Source organism: Micromonospora sp. NPDC023956 (genome assembly GCF_040639195.1).
Taxonomy (GTDB): domain Bacteria; phylum Actinomycetota; class Actinomycetes; order Mycobacteriales; family Micromonosporaceae; genus Micromonospora.
The window spans coordinates 96,384-114,475 of sequence record NZ_JBEZZN010000019.1; the positions used below are offsets into that span (position 1 = coordinate 96,384).

Below are 18,092 nucleotides of genomic sequence, written 5' to 3' on the forward strand. Positions count from 1 at the left end.
GGACCGACGCGCTCCGGAAGCCCGGTCAGCCTGCGCTGACCGGGCTTCCGGGCTCGTCCTTGTCACCGGCTGACGTGGGCCTGTCTCCCGTCATGTGGCGCGCCGGACGTGGATTCGGGCCGCTGCCGTCCGGGTGGACGCCGGGCACGCCGGAGCGGAGGTCGCGGGTCCCGGCCGCGACCTCCGCTCCGCCCCCTCGTCAGCGAATCGCCTGCGTCCGCTGACCCACCGTGATGTCGTACCGGACCCCGCCCAGGTCGGCGTTCTCCGCTCCGGAGTTGTCCGGGCCGAACTGGGTCACGTTCACCGCGATCGGCTCCCGGACCGCGGTGGTGGCGCTGAAGCTGAGCGACAGGGCGAGCCGCTCGCCGGGGTTCAACGTCAGGTTGTCCAGGCTGGCCTGCGCCGGCTCGACGATCTCGATCTGGTTGCGGCCCAGGTCGCGGACGCCCTTGCCCACCTTGCCGCCCTGCACCCAGCGCTGGTACAGCGTCGACCCGAGGTCGGCCACCAGTCGGCCGCCGGCAGCGCGCAGGGGCGCGCCCTCCTCGCTGAAGACCACACTGTTGCGGGTCACCCGCTTCACCGTGTTACCGATGTTGAACGGCCGCACCTGGGCCAGCCCGCCGGCGGTCAGCGCCACCGAGTCGACGTTGCGCCAGGCGATGTTGTTGTTGTACCTGGTGTTGATGTTGATGTCCGGACCCTCCACCAGGATCGGGTCGTTGAAGGAGACCCAGCGGGCCACCAGGCAGAAGTGACCGGGACCGGGCACGTTGTCCCACGGGATGATGGCGGTCGTCACACCCGGGGCGGCGACCGGTACGGTCCGCCAGCCGATCTGCGTCCAGTGGTCCGGCCAGATGGCTCCACCGCCCGGATTCGTGCGCCAGACCTCGAGGTAGCCCTCCTCCAGCACGGGGCTGCCGTACGGGCCGGGGTTCCGCAGCTTCACGAAGATGTAGTTCCGCTGCCCGACGCGTGGGTTCTGGCTCACGCTGCACTCGACGGCGGTCGGGCAGACCTTGATGTCCGGGCTCGCCCAGATCGGGTTGAGCGAGTGCGGCTGGAGCCCGGTGTCGTCCGCATGGTCCTTCATCCAGACGTCGACGGGTGTCGCCTGGGTGCCCGCGTCGCCGGAACGGTCGAGCGGTGCCGCCGTGGCCGAGGTGACCGAGAGCAGCAACGTCGTCGCCGCTGCGGTGAGCAGGGTGAGTACGGAACGGCGGACGCGTGGCGTCAGACGTGTGGTCACGGGTTTCCTCCCGGTGGTGGGTCCCGGGGCCGGCGGGGGGCCGGTCCGGGTGGACACCCTTACCGAGAGGGATCGACGAAGAAAAATACCTGTCGGGGTCGGTCGTGTTGTCAGATGGTGAAAGTTCGGTACGGGGACCGCCTCGGCCGAAGGGCTGCGGGGCTCTCCTGGAGTTCCTGGACGGGACGCGACAGCAGGCAGAACTCGTTGCCCTCCGGATCGGCGAGCACGACCCAGCTCGCGTCGGGGGACTGCCCCACGTCGGCGGGTCGTGCTCCGAGGGCGAGCAGCCGGTCAAGCTCCTCGGCCGTGGACACGCCGTCGGCACGCAGGTCGAAATGCAACCGGTTCTTGACCACCTTCCCCTCCGGCACCGCCACCACGTCGATCATCGGCCAGGAGCGGTCGGCGGCGGCGATGGTGGTCACCTCGGCATCCTGATCGACCACCTGCCAGCCCAGAACCGCGCACCAGAAGTCGACGACCAGTTGTGGTCGGGTGGCGTCGATGGCGATGACGGCAAGACGACTCGGCATGCCGCCATCTTCTCCCATCCGCGGCGATGCACCGGCCCGGCGCGGCGCTGGCGGAACCAGGGCGCCGCGACTTGACGTACCCGATGTTATCGCTCACAGTCGATGGTTGAGGGTGACGACGCTGTGGCTACCGGGCAACCCTGCTTCGTCGAGTTGATGGGATCAGGCGCATGTCGGGGCGTGCGGTGGCTGTGTTAGCGCTAACACCACTGCCGCACGCCTCCCTGACCGCCTGTCGCGGCGCGCCCGTTCCCGGGTGGACCATTCGGCTCTTGGTCATCGAAGGAGGATCATGTCTACCAGTGGTAGTTCTCCAGCGACAGCGCCACCGACGCGGCGGCGCGGGTGGCTGTTGCGGTTCGTCGCCGCCGGCGTGACGGCGGTGGTGGTCGGTGGTGCCGCCGCAGCGGTGGTGTCGACGCCCGCCGTCGCCGCGACAGTCGACCCGAGCGCGTGGTACGTACTGGTCAACCGCAACAGCGGTAAGGCTCTGGACGTGTACAACCTCGCGACGACCGACGGTGCGCGGATCACGCAGTGGACACGGAACAACGGCAACCAGCAGCAGTGGCAGTTCGTCGACTCCGGTGGCGGCTACTACCGGATCAAGTCGCGGCACTCCGGCAAGGTGCTGGACGTCTACAACTTCTCCACGGCGAACGGCGCGGCGATCAACCAGTGGACCGACCACAACGGCACCAACCAGCAGTTCCGGTTGGCCGACTCCGACGGCGGGCACGTGCGGTTTGTCAACCGCAACAGCAACAGGGCCCTCGAGGTGCAGGGCGGCTCGACCGCCGACGGCGCGAACGTCGTGCAGTACGACGACTGGAACGGCACGAACCAGCAGTGGCAGCTGGTCCGCGTCGACGGCGGGGGCGACCCCACGACGCCGCCGCCCGGTACGTGTGCGCTGCCGTCGACGTACCGCTGGACCTCGACGGGCTCGCTGGCGAACCCGAAGTCGGGATGGGTGTCGTTGAAGGACTTCACCTACGCCCCGTACAACGGCCGGCACCTGGTCTACGCGACGACGCACGACACCGGGACGCGGTGGGGCTCGATGAACTTCGGTCTCTTCTCGAACTGGTCGGAGATGGCGTCGGCCAGCCAGAACACGATGTCCTTCGCCACCGTGGCGCCGTCGTTGTTCTACTTCGCCCCGCGCAACGTCTGGGTGCTGGCCTACCAGTGGGGTGGGACGGCCTTCTCCTACCGGACCTCGACCGACCCCACCAACGTCAACAGCTGGTCGGCGCAGCAGACCCTGTTCACCGGGAGCATCTCCGGCTCCGGTACCGGTCCGATCGACCAGGCGCTGATCGGGGACGGCACGAACATGTACCTCTTCTTCGCCGGTGACAACGGGAAGATCTACCGGGCCAGCATGCCGATCGGGAACTTCCCGGGCAACTTCGGCTCGAACTACACCACCATCATGAGCGACACCACGAACAACCTGTTCGAGGCGGTCCAGGTCTACAAGCTCCAGGGCCAGACCCGGTATCTCATGATCGTCGAGGCGATCGGCGCGCAGGGCCGGTACTTCCGCTCCTTCACCGCCACCAGCCTGGACGGGTCGTGGACGCCGCAGGCGGCGACCGAGAGCAACCCCTTCGCCGGTAAGGCGAACAGCGGGGCCACCTGGACCAACGACATCAGCCACGGCGAGTTGATCCGGAGCAACGCCGACCAGACCATGACCGTCGACCCCTGCAACCTGCAACTGCTCTACCAGGGCCGGTCCCCCAACTCCGGCGGCGACTACGGCCTGCTGCCCTACCGGCCGGGTCTGCTGACCCTCCAGCGCTGAACCGTGTTCCGGACGTCGGAAGCGGGTGATCCGGCACGGGCGTGTCGGTGAGCGTCGGATGACGAGGTCCCCGGTAGCGGGTTCGTGCACCAGAACGAACCCGAACACCGGGGACCTCGTGGCCACTCTGGCCGCGACGACTGACCGACGTCGGCCTGCGACGTCTACCGGCAGCGCCAGACGGTCGAGTGCGCGGGATCGACCGGGGGCGTCGTCACGGTGCGCCGCCGCGCCCCGCGAGGCTCCGTACCGCGTCGGTGCCCCGGCTGGGCTCCGGCAGAGGGCTAGTCGTCGCCGCCGCTCTCGGCCACCGGCTGACCGTCGACGCAGCGTACGGTCAGTTCGTGCTCGCCGGAGGGCCCGACGAAGCTGACCTCGACGTCGTCGTCCGGGCCCCGGTCGGCGTCGCCGACCCGGTAGTTCTGCGCCGGCGCCCAGGAAACCAGCCGAACCCCGTCCGGGCCGCACTCGGCGACGGCGGTGCCGCCGGTGATCGCGAAGGCCCGCCGGACGGCCGTCGGGGCGGCGGTGGGTGGTAGGTCCGCGGTGGCGGACGGACCGGTCGACGGCGGCGGTCCGGAGCTGGACGGCGAGGCCGAGGGGGCGGGCCCGGGGGTGGTCGGCTCCGGTGCGGCCAGCGCCCGCGCCACCTCCTCCTGGCTGCGCACGCCGCCCGGGGTGCCGGTGATGCTCTCTCCGACCAGGCGGATCGCGGCCACCCCGACCAGGGTGACCAGCACGGCGGTGACCAACCAGCCGGCGACGGCGAGCAGCGGACGACGCATGTCCCGACTATCCCCGATCGCCGGTTGGGGCGAACACCGGACGACGATAAGGGAGGGTTAACGACCGGGCCGCTGCCGGTGCGGGGGGTTAGCCTGCCAGGTGTGCCCCGCCTGCTGCTCATCGAGGACGATCTGACCATCCGGACCCCGCTGGTCCGGGCACTGCGGGACCGGGGGCACGCCGTGGCGGCGGCCTCGACCGCGCTCGACGGGCTGCGGGACGCCCTCGACAACCGGCCGGATCTGGTCGTGCTCGACCTCGGCCTGCCCGATCTCGACGGTCGGGAACTCCTGCGGATGCTGCGCGCGGTCAGCCCGGTACCGGTGATCGTGGCCACCGCGCGGGACGACGAGACGGAGATCGTCCGGGTCCTCGACGCGGGCGCGGACGACTACGTGGTGAAGCCGTTCACCGCCGCCCAGCTCGACGCGCGGGTCCGGGCGGTGCTGCGGCGCGGCGCCTCGGTGGCCGGGGCGGACGATCCGACGCTGGTCGTGGGCGGGTTGCGGGTCGACCCGCGTTCCCGGCAGGTGATCCTGGACGGCGAGCCGGTCGAGCTGACCCCGCGCGAGTTCGACCTGCTGCACCACCTGGCCGCGCGCCCCGGCGAGGTGGTGACCAAGCGCGAGCTCTTGACCGAGGTCTGGCAGATCCCCTACGGCGGCGCGGACAAGACGGTCGACGTGCACCTGTCGTGGCTGCGCCGGAAGTTGGGGGAGAGCGCCCAGCAGCCCCGCTACCTGCACACCGTCCGAGGGGTGGGGGTCCGGCTGGCGGCTCCGGAGGAGGCGGCCGGGTGAGGACCCGCCTGGCCCTGCTGGCGGCCGCGGTCAGCGTGCTCACCCTGGTCGCCTTCCTGGTGCCGCTCGCGCTGCTGGTCCGTACCGTGGCCGAGGACCGGGCCACGGTGCGGGCGACCGCCGACGCGCAGAGTCTGGTGCCGGTGGTGGGCACCGCCGATCCGGCGACCATCCGGCTCACCGTCGAGCAGCTCGCCATCGAGTCCGACCGGCCGGTCAGCGTCTTCCTGCCCGACGGCACGGTGCTCGGAACCCCGGCACCCCGTACCGCGGCGGTGGAGCTGGCGGCGCGCGGCCAGAGCCTGACCGCGGAGTCGGCGGACGGACGCGAGGTGGTGATCGCGGTGCAGGGCCGGTCCGACGGCACCGGCGTGATCCGGACCGTGGTGCCGAGCGCGGAGCTGACCGCCGGGGTGGGCCGCGCCTGGCTGGTGCTGGCCCTGCTCGGCGTACTGCTGGTGGTGATCGGGCTGCTGGTGGCCGACCGGCTGGCCCGCACCCTGGTCCGGCCGATCAGCGATCTCTCCGCGGTGTCGCACCGGCTCGCCAACGCCGAGTTGGACGCCCGGGTGACCCCCGCCGGCCCCACCGAACTGCGCGAGGTGGCCGGCGCCCTCAACCACCTGGCGGGCCGGATCCAGGAGCTGCTGTCCCAGGAACGCGAGCAGGTGGCCGACCTGTCGCACCGGCTGCGTACCCCGCTGACCGCGTTGCGGCTGGAGGCCGAGTCGCTGGGCGACCCGCAGGACGCCGCCCGGATCACCGGCGCCGTGGACGGGTTGGAACGGGCGGTGACCGGCCTGATCCGCCAGGCCCGCAGACAACGGCCGGTGGCCGGCTCCACGGGGTGCGACGCGGCGGCCGTGGTCGCCGACCGGGTCGAGTTCTGGTCGGTGCTGGCCGAGGACACCGGGCGGTCGGTGCACCGCGAGTTGGCGTCCGGACCGTTACCCGTCGCGGTGTCCGCCGAGGACCTGGCGGCGGCGGTCGACGCGCTGCTCGGCAACGTGTTCGCGCACACCCCGGACGGCACCCCGTTCACCGTGCGGCTCACCGGTACGCGCGCCACGGCCGTCGGGTCGCGGGGAGCCGGGTCGCGGGCAGAGGTGCTGCTCAGTGTGGCCGACGAGGGGCCGGGTATGCCGCCGGACACGGTCCGGCGGGGTGCCAGTACGGCCGGGTCGACCGGCCTGGGACTGGACATCGCCCGTCGGGCGGCGGAGTCCGGCGGCGGACGGCTGGAGCTGCGGACCGGCCGCGCCGGCGGCACCGAGGTGGTGCTCCGGCTCGCCCCACCACCCGCTACCCCGACCAGCTCCTGAACACCCCGGTCGGGTCGGCCGGCGCAGGTCTTAACCCGGTCTTAGCATCGATACAGCGCGCCGCTATCCCGTTTCCACCCATCCTCGTAGACAGAACCCGAGGAAAGGTGCGCCGAGATGAAGCGCAAGTCCCTGATCATGGCGTCCGTCAGCGGCGCGGCCGTACTGGCGGTTACCGGAGCGGCGATCGGCACCGCCGCCGCTGCCGAGGAGCGGGTCGGTCGCACCACCCTGACCGCCGCGACCACCGCCCCGACCGCGCCGGCCACCCCGACCGCGCCGGCCACCCCGACCGCGCCGGCCACCCCGACCGCGCCGGCCACCCCGGGGAGCGGGACGGTCACCCCCACGGCCCCGTCGGCGACCAGCGTTCCCGGCTCGCCGTCCGGCACCACGCCCCCGGCGACCGGCGACGCGGTGGACCGGGCACGTGCCGAGGAGATCGCCCTGGCCAAGGCCGGCGGCGGCCGGGTCGTCGAGGTGGAGGCCGAGGAGGAGCGCGGCCGCAAGGTGTGGAGCGTGGAGATCGTCAACGGCTCGACCGAGCACGAGGTCGACGTGGACCGGGCCGACGGCAGCGTGGTCAAGGCCGAGCAGGAGCCGGTGGACGACGATGACGACGACCGCGACGACGACGATGACGACGATGACGATGACGATGACGACGACCGGGACGACGACTGACCCGGCCCGTCCGGCGACGGGACCGACGGTGACGCCCCGTCTGCCGGGTTCCCGCTGCTGACCGCACGAGCGGCACCGGCCCCGCCTCCCGTCGAGGGAGGCGGGGCCGGTGCGCGTCCACGGTCTTTCGGGGCCCTACCGGCCCGGTGCCGCAGGTCCGGGTGCGTGTGCATCCGGGGTGGGCGTGGGGCCAGGTGTGTGCGGGCCCGGTTGGGTCAGCCCGCCAGGAGCCGGTTGGTGGCGTCGAGCAGGGCGTCCGGGTCCTCCTCGTAGCGGTCGTGGTACGGCCAGTCGATCTCGGTGAGCCCCACCGGACCGGGCGCGACCACCAGCCAGCCCCGCTTCCACTCGCCCCCGCTCTCCGTCGCCCGCCGCTGCGAGGTGAAGATCTGTACCCGCAGCCCGTTCTCGGTCAGCCCGAGCCAGTCGGCGAGCCGCTCCCGGAAGGGGTCGCCGGGGTAGTCGTTCATGGCGAGGTTGACCTCGACCACGCCACCGGACTCCAACTTCCGGGGCACGTTGCGGAAGAACGCCTCCAGGATCGGCTCACCGGCCTCGAGCAGGTCGACGAACTCCTTCCCCTCCTCGTTCGTCGGCGAGTTGAAGACGATCCGGGAGAACCGTCCCTCGGCCGGCTCGAACATGTCACCCTCGCGGAAGGTGACGTTCGTCAGGCCGTTGAGGGCGGCGTTGAGGCGGGACAGTGCCACCGCACGCGGGTTGACGTCCACTCCGAGGACCGACTCGTAGCGGTCGGCGAGCACCAGCGAGAGCACCCCGGATCCGCACCCCATGTCCAGGGCGCGCGCGCCGCCGCGCCGGAGCATCAGCCGGATCAGCAGGTCCGCCTCCCAGAGCGGGTCGACGTACCAGCGGTGCTGCACCTCCTCCTCGACGTCCGGGTCGCTGAGCACCACCACGCCGTGCATCTGGTGGCCGCGCAGCGGTGAGGAGAAGGACGTCCCGTCGTCGACGGCCATGCCGCTGTCCAGCAGCGCCCGCCGGCCGTCCGCGCCGACCTCCCGGGTCAGCTCGTCCGGGTCGACCGGGGTGCCGGCGAGCAGGTCGGCGAGGGGGGTCGACTCGGCTCGGCCGACCACCTTCCGGGCGGCGTCGCCGAGCTGCCGGAGTGCCGCCGCGTCGACGCGTTCCGGCTGGATGGTCGAGCCTCCAACGATCATGCGCTACTCCCGAGAGTCGGTTCCGGGCCGGGGATCAGGACGGACGCCGGCCAGAAGACCTCCTGGCGCAACGGTCCCTCCCAGGCCATGAAGTGGGGGTGGTCCACGGCGAGACCGGCCAGTTGCGAGGCGTGACAGCGAAGCATAGCGATCTTCAACCGCATCGTGGAGTCGTCCAGACGGGTGATCCGCGGGCTGGCCACGTCCACGAGGTGGGCCAGCGCAGCGAGTTGCGGCTCCCACTGGTCGGCGGGGGGTCGCGTCCGGTCGGGGACGTCCCAGCCGGAGCCGAAGGCGTACGGGCAGTCGGCGTAGAAGGACAGCCGGCAGCCGGTCCCGGCGGCTGCGGTCAACACGGCGTCGCGGGTGCCGACGTGGTCCGGATGGTCGCCGATCCCGACCGGGGCCCAGACCCGCACGTCGGGGTGGAACAGGGGGGCCAGCGCCGCCACCACCGCCCCGGACGGGAAGTCGGCCCGGTACGGCGCGTCCGGTACGGGAAGGTGCGTCACCCGGTGGCCGGCGAGGGCGGCGGCGGCCCGGTCCTCGGCGGCGCGGCCCACGGCGGCGGCGGGGCCCGACTCGAAACCGCACAGGCGGTCCCACTCGTCGTCACCGTCGGTCGGCGTCCCGCCGCACACGGTGACCAGGAGTACGGAGTGTCCCGCGCGCAGTACCGACGCGACGGAAAGTGCGCCGTCGTCGAAATGTGGCGAAACGACGATGTCCGTTATCGCGGAGTGGTTCTGGTCGGGCATTCGACGCCCTTTCGAGCGATTGTCGCGGAAGCAGGGCGGGATCTGTCTCGGATAATTGCGGTGAATGGCTTCACCGGGAGATATCGGGCTGCCCCCACGACGTTCGATCCTAAGTATGCGCCGATAGGGTGTCAAGTATTCAATTGGTGACATTGTGTAGTCGGAATGGCGCGCGCTCGACTGGTTCGCCGATTCCCGGCCCGTACGGTCCGGCTCCGATTGCCGGCCGTGGCGTTCGGCTGCCGAAAACTGACCGGCCGTCCCGGATCGCCTCCGGGGTCGCGCCGGACCTCGGCGCCGGGTGGCTCCTATAGAGTTGGCGGCGACGACACGGGGGGCGACGGGTGGCAGAGGTGGACGCAACGCGACGGTCGGGCGCTGCCGACGGCGGCACCCTCTACCTGGTGCCCACCCCGATCGGCAACCCCGGCGACATCACCCTGCGGGCGATCGAGGTCCTCGGCCGGGTCGGCGTCGTCGCCTCGGAGGACACCCGGCACACCCGCCGCCTGCTCCAGTCCCTGGAGATCGACACCCGCCTGCTGAGCTACCACGACCACAACGAGGAGTCGCGCAGCCAGCATCTGCTCGGGCTGCTCCGGGAGGGCACGGACGTCGCACTCGTCTCCGACGCGGGCACGCCGCTGGTCAACGACCCCGGCTACCGGCTCGTGGCGGCGGCGGTCGAGGCCGACGTGCCGGTTCGCCCCCTGCCCGGCGCGACCGCCTCGGTGACCGCGTTGATCGGCTCCGGGCTGCCCAACCACCAGTTCCACTACGTCGGGTTCCTGCCCCGGCGGGAAGCGGCCCGTCGGACGGCCCTGACCGCGCTCCGGTCGACCGTGGCCACCCTGGTCTTCTTCGAGGCGCCGCACCGGATCGTCGCGATGCTCGAGGACGTCCGCGCGGTGCTCGGGGACCGGCCGGCGGCGGTGGCCCGCAACCTCACCAAGGGCGACGAGGAGTTCCTCCGTGGCCCCCTCTCCGAACTGGTCGCCACCCTCGGCGCGGAGCCGGTGGTCCGGGGGCAGTTCACCGTGGTCGTCGCCGGTGCCCCCGGTGAGCCCGCGGACGAGGACGAGGCCTTGGCCCACCGTCTCACCGAGACGCTGGTGCGCCACGGTGCCGAACCCCACCTCGTGCGGGACGTGGTCCGGGAGGTGACCGGGCTGCCCCGGAACTGGGTGTACGAGCAGGTACGCCTGGCCGTGCAGCGGTCGGGGGCGGGTGCGGCGGGCGACGGCGGCTCCGGGGCCCGGGGCGACGGATAGTCCGACCTGAGGGCGTTGCGGTAACGTATCGATCGCGTCCGGTCACCCTGGGTCAAGGTATTGACGGTGCAATGCCGGAGGGATCGGGAATACGCGAAGTGTCGGACGCGTCCGCATACCTGACCGGGCAGATCGCCAATTCCGGGCGGAGTCGGTCGCCGAGAGTCGCTCATGTGGACGGTCTCCGATCCCGCTGTTAAAGTCGGAGGCCGGTGTTGCCTCGGATGTTAGGTGGCGATGCGATAGACCGGCAGCGATGCGACCGGCCAGCGGCGGGCGAGCTGGCTGTTGACGTGCACGCGGCCGGGGTCGGCCACGCCACTCGCACCTATCGCACCAAGGACGTGCGTAGATCCGCGACTGGTGGTTCAGGCCTCCGTGAATGCACCCGATCTGGGGCTGATCAGCGGCAACCCGCTTGACAGTTTAACTAGCATTGACTTAATCGAATGGCGGCGATTCCCGTCGCGTTCGGTGGTCGACTGCTTGGCATTTGTCCAATACCTCAAGAGTCGAGGAAAGGTCATGAAGAATCTCCGATTAGCTTCCCTGGTCGAACGCATGTCGCGCGGGAGCGCGCCGACCGCGCTCGACCCGACGGAGCGGTCCCGGGCGCCGCGTGGCACGAAGACCGAGATCGACTGGACCGGGATCCACAACCCGGACTTCGTCGCACTCGGGCTGGGCGGGACCAGCATGATGGCGATGCTGTGGTCGGTGGCCAACGGTCGTAGCTGCGTCGGCGTCGAACTACGCGGTGACCCCTCGCTCGGTGTGCACTGGAACATCCGTGAGGACTTCTGGCACCACCTCGGTCTGATCGACCAGCTCATGCTCGAGCGGTACGGCGAGGAGGGCATCCCCCGCAAGGGCGACGGCCGGCTCTTCAAGCTCCGCGAGACCTTCTACAGCGCGGTGACCGAGCCGGGCGACGTGTACGCCGACGAGATCATCGCGGGTGTCGAGGAGTCGCACGTCTCGGGTCTGATCCACCACACCGAGTTCATCGACGACCGGTGGGCGGACGGTGCGCCGAAGCGGGTGCTCACCATCCTGCAGCCCGCGAAGCCGCCGGCCGAGCACGACCCCGAGAAGGTCGGCCGGGACATGGTCACGGTCCTCGACGGCCCGTCCACGTTCCAGGCCGGTGCCTCCGAGGTGCTGATCATGCTGCGCCGGTACCTCGAACTGATCGAGGAGATGGACCTCGCTGCCGGCAAGACGCCGCGGGTCCGGCTCTTCCTGTCGCACCGCGTCGCCGTCGGCGACGAGGGTGACGGCGACGGCTTCCTCAAGTGGATGCGGCAGGAGGACGGCTTCGTCAGCCTCCCCGACGGCCGCAAGCGCCTGATCATCGAGGAGGTCCAGGAACTCGACTACCGGGGCCGGTACCGCCGGATCCGCAAGCCGGGCACCTCGCTGATCGACCTGGGCGTTCCCGAGCTGTTCATGATCGCGCAGGGCTTCGACAGCAGCGACGCGGACCGCCTCGGCTTCCGGCAGGAGGACGTCGCGGTCGACCACCACGACGGCCGTGGGGCGATCGTGGCCCAGGCCGACTACCTCGCCGGCTACCTCGAGCTGCACGTCGGCGCCCGGCTGCGCCGCCGGATCGCCTCGGAGTTCGACCGCGAGGGGAACGAGTACTGGGTCCGGCAGATCGCGGTGGGCCACGAGGACGACCCCGAGGTGGGGTGGATCCTGGTCCAGGTGCCGGACTTCAAGACCTTCGACCCGATCCTGGCCGGGCTGGTCCCGCCGGGCACGCCGAAGCGGGCCAAGGAGTACCTCAACGCGTACCAGCAGCTGCTGCGCGAGTTCTACCTGGAGCAGGTCTCGCTGATCACCGAGATCCCCGTCTCCGACCTGGAGAAGGTCCAGGCGCCGTACGGGCCGAAGCTGTTCAGCCTGATCGAGCGGATCGGCGCGGACGCGCTGGTCGCCGCGAACGGCGTGGTGGCCGGGGACTCCTTCGGCAACGGCCACTTCATGACCAGCGGCGGTGCGATCACCGGCATGGTGGGCCACAGCTCCCGGGTGCTCCGGTACTGGCAGGCCCGCGACGCGGGGGTCAGCCAGCCGCAGGCGGTCCGCGAGCTGGCCGACCAGATCAAGGTGGACACCCTCGGCTGGCTCCAGGTCAGTGCGCAGGAGTTCAGCCAGGCCGTGCCGATCAACTTCGGTGAGGAGCGGATCCGGGAGATCGAGAAGCAGACCGGACGCACGTCCGGCGAGCGGGCGAACACGATCGACGCGACCCGGCGGCACCGGCACTCGCTCGTCCCGCTCGACCCGTCCGACTGGCGGCGGCTCTCGGTGCGCAGCGGCCGGCTGCACAGCAGCGAACTGCCGCCGCTCATGACGACCCACCCGGCGGAGCGGCAGATGATGTCGGCTTCCGGCGAGGCGGGCGCGTCGATGGGTGACGACATGCGGGAAACCGTCGCTGTCGGGGCCGGTTCGGCATCGTGACCAAGCTCAGCCAACCCCGGGGTGACTCCTACGGCGGCGGCGGAGAGACGGTCGTCCTGCGCGACACCGCGCAGCCGTTGCGGAGCCTGCGGGAGCGTCAGCTCGCGCTGGTCGTGCTCTGCGTGGGCGTCCTGATCTCCGTCGTCGACGGTTCCGCCGTCTACGTCGCCCTACCGTCCATCCAGGAAGGCCTGGGGTTCTCCCAGGCCGACCTGGCCTGGGTGGTGAACGCCTACCTCATCCCGTTCGGCGGGCTCCTGCTCTTCGCCGGCCGGCTCGGGGATCTGATCGGCACCAAGCGGGTCTTCCTCAGCGGGCTCGGCCTGTTCACGGCCGCCTCGATCGTCTGCGGCCTGGCGACCGACCAGGCGGTGCTGGTCGTGGCCCGGTTCGTGCAGGGTGTGGGTGGAGCGTTCACCACCGCGGTCGTGCTCAGCATGATCGTGACCATGTTCCCGAAGCCTCGGGAGCAGGCCCGTGCCCTCGGCTTCTACGCCTTCGTGGCGGCTTCGGGAGCCGCGCTCGGCCAGCTCGCCGGCGCGGCGCTGACCGCGTCGCTCAGCTGGCACTGGATCTTCTTCGTGAACGTCCCGATCGGGCTGGTCACCATCGTGGCGGCCGTCCGGCTGCTGGACAACGTCCGGGACGCCTCGGCCGGCGAGGGCATCGACTGGATCGGCGCGCTGGCCCTGGTGGGCTCGCTCATGCTGACCGTCTACGCCATCGTGCAGGCCGACGCCGGCGGGGCCCGGACGGCACTGCTCGGCGGCCTGGCGCTGCTGCTGATGGCCGGCTTCGTCCTCTGGCAGCGGCGGGCCCGTAACCCGCTGGTGCCGACCGAGGTGCTCCGTGCCCGGAACGTCGCCTGGTCGAACGTGGTCCTGGCGCTGATGGTCGCCGGCCCGACCGCGATGTTCTTCCTCTGCGCGCTCTACCTGCAGAACGTCCTCGGGTTCACGGTGATGCAGCTGGGCTTCGCGTTCGTGCCGGCGGCCGTCGCCATCGGGGTCGGCTCGCTGAAGATCGCTCCCCGGCTGGCCCGGAAGCAGGACGCCAAGACGCTGCTCCTGCCCGCGATGGGGCTGATGGCGCTCGGCCTGCTGCTGCTCGCCCGGATCCCGGCCGACGGCAACTACTGGGTCGACGTGCTGCCGGCCGTCCTGCTGATCGGGACCGGCTCCGGTCTGGCGACGCCCCCGGTGCTGCGGATCGCCCTGGCCGAGGCCACCCTCAAGGACAGCGGTACCCGGTCCGGCCTGCTCAACACCACCCAGCAGCTCGGCTCGGCGATCGGCCTGGCCGTGCTGGCCCCGGTGGCGGCCAACGTCACCGAGTCCGCCCTCTCCCGGGGCGAGACGTCGGCGGTCGCCCTGACCGACGGCTTCCAGATGGCGTTCCTGGTCGGTTTCGGCACCATGGTGGCCGCCATGCTGCTCGCCATCTTCGCGGTGGAGAGCGAGGTGCCCAAGACCGCGCCCGACTCGCTGGACGAGACGTCCTCGAGGTCGCCGAACCGGCAGGTCGACCCGACCGGCGCGACCGATCCGGACTTCCTCGCGGTGGGTCTCGGCGGCACCAACATGATGGCGATGCTCTGGTCGATCGCCATGGGCCGGCGGTCGGTCGGCGTCGAGTTGCGGGGTGACCCGTACCTGACGCTGATGCAGTGGAAGGTCAGTGCCGACATCTACCACCATCTGGCGGTCATCGACCGGCTGATGGTGGAGCGGTACGGCGAGGAGGGCATTCCCCGTCGGATCGACGGCAAGCCGTTCATCCTGCACGAGGTCTTCTACCGGACCGACGCGGAGGACGGCGCGGCGGCCCGGACCGACGAGATCCTCTACGGGTGGGCCGACTCCTGTGTCGGTGGGCACGTCGAGAAGGCGGAGTTCGTCGACGACCGGTGGATGGACGGCAGTCCGCACCGTTCGGTCACCGTGACGCACCCGCCGGCCCCGTCCACCGAGCACGGCGCGGAGACCGTCGGCCGCAGCATGGAGGACGTCTTCGCCGACGACCCCGCCTTCCAGGTCAACGCGGAGGATCTGCTGATCATGCTCCGCCGGTACCTGGAGGAGATCGAGCGGATGGACCTCGACGCCGGTCGGGAGCCGCGGTGCCGGCTCTTCACGTACCACCGGGTGGCCGAGCCGAGCCGACCGACCGGCTGGCAGCGCCGGCTGCGTCGGGAAGCGTCGCAGGAGTACGGTCTCGTCCGGAGCCCGGACGGCCGGCTCCAGGTCAAGATCGAGGCGATCCGGGAGCTGGACGAGAAGGGCACCTACCGGCGGATCCGGGCCCGGGGCACCGAACTGATCGACCTGGGCACGCCCGGACTGATCATGGTGGCCGAGGGGGTGGAGAGCACCGACGCCAAGCGGCTCGGGTTCACCCAGGAACGCGTGACGATCGACCATCAGGACGGTCGTGGTCCGATCCTGGCGCAGGCCGACTACATCGTCGGACTGATCGCCGTCAACGTGGCGGCGAACTCCCGCCAGCGCATCGCCTCCGCCTTCGACAAGCAGGGCAACGAGTACTGGGTCCGGCAGATGACGCTCGGGCACGACGGGTTCAGCGAGACCGGCTGGACGATTCTGGAGGTTCCGGACTACCGGACCTTCGACCCGATCCAGGCCGGCATGGTGCCGGCGGGCACCCGTCGGGACTCCGTCGAGTACTTCGGCGCGCACCGGTACCTGATCCGGGACTACTTCCTCGACCAGGTGTCGCTGCTCACCGAGATCCCGCGTCGGGAACTCGTCCGTACCCTCAGCCTCGCCACCCCGAAGCTGGTCAGCAACGTGGAACGGATCGGGCGCGACGCGCTGGTGGCGGCGAACTGCGTGGTCGCCGGTGACTCCTTCGGCAACGGCAGTTTCCTGCTCAGCCGGGGCTCGACGACCGGCATGATCGGGCACGCCGCCCGGGTGTACCGGTACTGGCAGGCCCGGGACGAGGGGGTCGACCACGGGACGGCCGTCCGCCAGCTCGCGGACAGCATCCGGGAGGACACCGCCGCCTGGCTGCGCGCCAGCGAGCCGGACTTCGCCCAACCGGGGCACGCCAAGGCGAGCAGCGATCCGCAGACCGGGGAGCAGCTCAACCCGGTGGCCCGGGAGAAGATCCTGGAGGAGACCCGGCAGCACCGTCGGTCGATCGTGAAGACCAGCAACCGGTTGGACGACTTCGGTCGGCTGAACGTCTTCCCGGGCCGTCTGCAGATCGTCGGCCTGCATCCGCTGCATCCGCTGCCGCCCGAGCTGCGGACGGAGCAGATGACGGACGCGCAGATGATGGCGAAGCCGTCGGCCCCGATGACGGGTCAGGACGCCCCGATGACGACGGCCGCGGGGGAGACCCCGATGGCCGAGCAGGGGGACCGGGTCAGCTGATCCCGGAGGGGACACGCACCGGAGAGGGGCCGGACCACCGCGGTGGTCCGGCCCCTTCGTCGTACGGGGACGCGCGGGGCGGTCGGGCCGCCGCCGGACGGGTCAGCTCTCGCCCCGGTAGACGCAGCCGGAGGTGCACGTCTCCCGTACCGACACCGCCGACAACGGCAGACGGTCGGCCAGCCGGTCCCAGATCCAGCGGGCGAGCACCTCGCTGGTCGGGTTCTCCAGCCCCGGCACCTCGTTCAGGTAGTGGTGGTCGAGTCGATCCCGCACCGGCTCGAACGCCTGCTTGAGGTCGCCGAAGTCCATCACCCAGCCGGCCTGCGGGTCGACGTCGCCGCTGACGTGCACGGCCACCCGGTACGAGTGACCGTGCAGGCGGGCGCACTTGTGCCCCTCGGGCACGTTCGGCAGCCGGTGTGCGGCCTCGAAGGTGAATTCCCGGAAGATCTCCATCAGGCGATTCCAATGTACTTGTGGGTCTGTAGGCTCAGCCGCCACTGCGGGTGCTCCAGGCAGTACCGGACCGCGGCCTCGGTGTTGGCGACCCGGTCCGGGCCGTCCATCGGCTGAAGCATGAAGTGGGCGAAGTCGAGGTGCTCGAAGCGGGCCGGCTCCGCTCCCGGCTGGGGGTAGACCAGCTTGAGATCGTCGCCCCGGGTGAGCACCACCTCCGCGCCGGCCTTGGGGCTGACGCAGGTCCAGTCGATGCCCGCCGGTGCCGGTCGGGTGCCGTTGGTCTCCACCGCGACCTCGAAGCCCGCCTCGTGCAGGGCGGTCACGGCCGCCTCGTCGAGTTGCAACAGCGGCTCGCCGCCGGTGCACACCACGTACGGGCGGCTGCGCGGGTGGGCCCGGCCCTGCCAGGCGGCGGCGACGGCGGCGGCCAGTTCGGCGGCGGTGGCGAACCGACCGCCACCGGGGCCGTCGGTGCCGACGAAGTCGGTGTCACAGAACCGGCAGACCGCCCGGTACCGCTCCTCCTCCCGCCCGGTCCAGAGGTTGCAACTGGTGAAGCGGCAGAAGACCGCCGGCCGGCCGGCATGGGTGCCCTCGCCCTGGAGGGTGTAGAAGATCTCCTTGATGCGGTACACGCCGCCTCACCCGGTGGCGGACAGGGCGGGGTCGGTCAGCCCGAGTTCGGCGAAACCGCGTCCCCGCAGCAGGCAGGAGTCGCAGCTGCCGCAGGCCCGGCCGTCGACCGGGTCGTAGCAGCTGTGCGTCCAGGCGTAGTCGACGCCCAGCTCCAGACCCCGACGGATGGTCTCCGCCTTGGTGAGCTGGATCAGCGGGGTGTGGATGCGCAGTCGCTGGCGTCCCTCGACCCCCGCCTTCGTGGCGAGGTTGGCCATCGTCTCGTAGGCGGCGACGTACTCCGGACGGCAGTCCGGGTAGCCGCTGTAGTCCAGGGCGCTGACCCCGATGAAGATGTCCGAGGCGTCCAGGGTCTCCGCCCAGGCCAGGGCGAACGACAGGAAGATCGTGTTGCGGGCCGGCACATAGGTGACCGGGATCTCGTCGCCGAGGTCGTCGGCGGAGGCGTGGTGCGGTACGGCGAGCGTGTCGTCGGTCAACGCCGAGCCGCCGAAGACCCGCAGGTCGATGTCGGCGACCACGTGCCGGGTCGCGCCGAGTGCCTTCGCCACCCGGGCGGCGGCCTCCAGCTCGACGGTGTGCCGCTGGCCGTAGCGGAAGCTGAGCGCGTGTGCCTCGTACCCCTCGTGCACCGCCATGGCGAGCACCGTGGCGGAGTCGAGCCCACCACTGAGCAGCACCACGGCCCTGCGCTTCTGCGTCGGCACGCGCCGCCACC

15 protein-coding genes are annotated in these 18,092 nt (G+C 71.1%); 7 read left to right on the forward strand and 8 right to left on the reverse strand.

Features of this window, described 5'->3' with window-relative positions; all coding sequences use genetic code 11:
* Window positions 1–199: 199 nt before the first annotated feature.
* Both AB0F58_RS26935 and AB0F58_RS26940 read right to left on the reverse strand, forming a co-directional pair.
* Entirely contained in the window at window positions 200–1,255 is a 1,056-nt protein-coding gene (locus AB0F58_RS26935) for a hypothetical protein (RefSeq protein ID WP_357148562.1), read from the reverse strand.
* A 110-nt stretch (window positions 1,256–1,365) separates the two neighbouring features.
* Complete coding sequence (locus AB0F58_RS26940; RefSeq protein ID WP_357148565.1) at window positions 1,366–1,791, reverse strand: VOC family protein; 426 nt, start codon at window positions 1,789–1,791, stop codon at window positions 1,366–1,368.
* 292 nt (window positions 1,792–2,083) lie between these two features.
* On the opposite strand from AB0F58_RS26940, the gene AB0F58_RS26945 reads away from it, so the two are divergent.
* Window positions 2,084–3,604 carry a non-reducing end alpha-L-arabinofuranosidase family hydrolase gene (locus tag AB0F58_RS26945; protein WP_357148567.1) on the forward strand — a complete coding sequence of 507 codons (1,521 nt, stop codon included), beginning with the start codon at window positions 2,084–2,086 and terminating at the stop codon, window positions 3,602–3,604.
* 284 nt (window positions 3,605–3,888) lie between these two features.
* Here AB0F58_RS26945 and AB0F58_RS26950 read toward each other — a convergent pair whose 3' ends face one another.
* Complete coding sequence (locus AB0F58_RS26950; RefSeq protein ID WP_357148570.1) at window positions 3,889–4,389, reverse strand: septum formation initiator; 501 nt, start codon at window positions 4,387–4,389, stop codon at window positions 3,889–3,891.
* Window positions 4,390–4,491: 102 nt separating this feature from the next.
* On the opposite strand from AB0F58_RS26950, the gene AB0F58_RS26955 reads away from it, so the two are divergent.
* From AB0F58_RS26955 to AB0F58_RS26965, 3 genes are all read left to right on the forward strand, one after another.
* A complete protein-coding gene (locus AB0F58_RS26955; RefSeq protein WP_357148573.1) occupies window positions 4,492–5,190 on the forward strand; it encodes a response regulator transcription factor in 699 nt (232 codons plus the stop codon).
* Window positions 5,187–6,512 (forward strand): HAMP domain-containing sensor histidine kinase, encoded by a 1,326-nt coding sequence (locus AB0F58_RS26960; RefSeq protein ID WP_357148575.1) that lies wholly within the window; start codon window positions 5,187–5,189, stop codon window positions 6,510–6,512. The genes AB0F58_RS26955 and AB0F58_RS26960 overlap by 4 nt, the downstream gene beginning before the upstream one ends.
* Before the next feature lie 117 nt (window positions 6,513–6,629).
* Window positions 6,630–7,196 (forward strand): PepSY domain-containing protein, encoded by a 567-nt coding sequence (locus tag AB0F58_RS26965; protein ID WP_357148578.1) that lies wholly within the window; start codon window positions 6,630–6,632, stop codon window positions 7,194–7,196.
* Window positions 7,197–7,411: 215 nt separating this feature from the next.
* Here the strand turns inward: AB0F58_RS26965 and AB0F58_RS26970 are convergent, their stop codons facing one another.
* Window positions 7,412–8,377: a methyltransferase gene (locus tag AB0F58_RS26970; protein WP_357148581.1), complete on the reverse strand. Its 966-nt coding sequence runs from the start codon at window positions 8,375–8,377 to the stop codon at window positions 7,412–7,414.
* Window positions 8,374–9,135, reverse strand: a complete 762-nt coding sequence (locus AB0F58_RS26975) for a PIG-L family deacetylase (RefSeq protein WP_357148584.1) — start codon at window positions 9,133–9,135, stop codon at window positions 8,374–8,376. Before AB0F58_RS26975 ends, AB0F58_RS26970 begins: the two co-directional genes overlap by 4 nt.
* A gap of 353 nt (window positions 9,136–9,488) precedes the next feature.
* On the opposite strand from AB0F58_RS26975, the gene rsmI reads away from it, so the two are divergent.
* The 3 genes from rsmI (at window position 9,489) to AB0F58_RS26990 (ending at window position 16,276) form a co-directional block, all read left to right on the forward strand.
* A complete protein-coding gene (gene rsmI / locus AB0F58_RS26980; RefSeq protein WP_357148587.1) occupies window positions 9,489–10,406 on the forward strand; it encodes a 16S rRNA (cytidine(1402)-2'-O)-methyltransferase in 918 nt (305 codons plus the stop codon).
* Between the two features lie 525 nt (window positions 10,407–10,931).
* Window positions 10,932–12,878, forward strand: coding sequence for a hypothetical protein (locus AB0F58_RS26985; protein ID WP_357148590.1), 1,947 nt, complete (start codon window positions 10,932–10,934; stop codon window positions 12,876–12,878).
* On the forward strand, window positions 12,875–16,276 hold the full coding sequence (locus tag AB0F58_RS26990) for an MFS transporter (RefSeq protein ID WP_357148593.1): 3,402 nt from the start codon (window positions 12,875–12,877) through the stop codon (window positions 16,274–16,276). The genes AB0F58_RS26985 and AB0F58_RS26990 overlap by 4 nt, the downstream gene beginning before the upstream one ends.
* Before the next feature lie 102 nt (window positions 16,277–16,378).
* On the opposite strand, the gene queD is transcribed toward AB0F58_RS26990, so the two are convergent.
* The 3 genes from queD to queC are packed head-to-tail and all read right to left on the reverse strand — an operon-like array spanning window position 16,379 to window position 18,081.
* Complete coding sequence (gene queD / locus AB0F58_RS26995) at window positions 16,379–16,735, reverse strand: 6-carboxytetrahydropterin synthase QueD (protein ID WP_357148596.1); 357 nt, start codon at window positions 16,733–16,735, stop codon at window positions 16,379–16,381.
* The gene (queE, locus tag AB0F58_RS27000; RefSeq protein ID WP_357148599.1) at window positions 16,735–17,373 is read right to left on the reverse strand and encodes a 7-carboxy-7-deazaguanine synthase; all 639 of its coding nucleotides are present in this window, start codon (window positions 17,371–17,373) and stop codon (window positions 16,735–16,737) included. Before queE ends, queD begins: the two co-directional genes overlap by 1 nt.
* A 6-nt stretch (window positions 17,374–17,379) precedes the next feature.
* Complete coding sequence (gene queC, locus AB0F58_RS27005; RefSeq protein ID WP_357148602.1) at window positions 17,380–18,081, reverse strand: 7-cyano-7-deazaguanine synthase QueC; 702 nt, start codon at window positions 18,079–18,081, stop codon at window positions 17,380–17,382.
* Window positions 18,082–18,092 lie beyond the last annotated feature (11 nt).

Excerpts from the sequence above, each read along its gene's own strand:
- AB0F58_RS26985 (WP_357148590.1), top strand. The coding sequence starts at position 10,932 with ATGAAGAATCTCCGATTAGCTTCCCTGGTCGAACGCATGTCGCGCGGG.
- AB0F58_RS26970 (WP_357148581.1), bottom strand. The coding sequence starts at position 8,377 with ATGATCGTTGGAGGCTCGACCATCCAGCCGGAACGCGTCGACGCGGCG.
- AB0F58_RS26965 (WP_357148578.1), top strand. The coding sequence starts at position 6,630 with ATGAAGCGCAAGTCCCTGATCATGGCGTCCGTCAGCGGCGCGGCCGTA.
- AB0F58_RS26950 (WP_357148570.1), bottom strand. The coding sequence starts at position 4,389 with ATGCGTCGTCCGCTGCTCGCCGTCGCCGGCTGGTTGGTCACCGCCGTG.
- queD (WP_357148596.1), bottom strand. The coding sequence starts at position 16,735 with ATGGAGATCTTCCGGGAATTCACCTTCGAGGCCGCACACCGGCTGCCG.
- AB0F58_RS26940 (WP_357148565.1), bottom strand. The coding sequence starts at position 1,791 with ATGCCGAGTCGTCTTGCCGTCATCGCCATCGACGCCACCCGACCACAA.
- AB0F58_RS26975 (WP_357148584.1), bottom strand. The coding sequence starts at position 9,135 with ATGCCCGACCAGAACCACTCCGCGATAACGGACATCGTCGTTTCGCCA.
- AB0F58_RS26945 (WP_357148567.1), top strand. The coding sequence starts at position 2,084 with ATGTCTACCAGTGGTAGTTCTCCAGCGACAGCGCCACCGACGCGGCGG.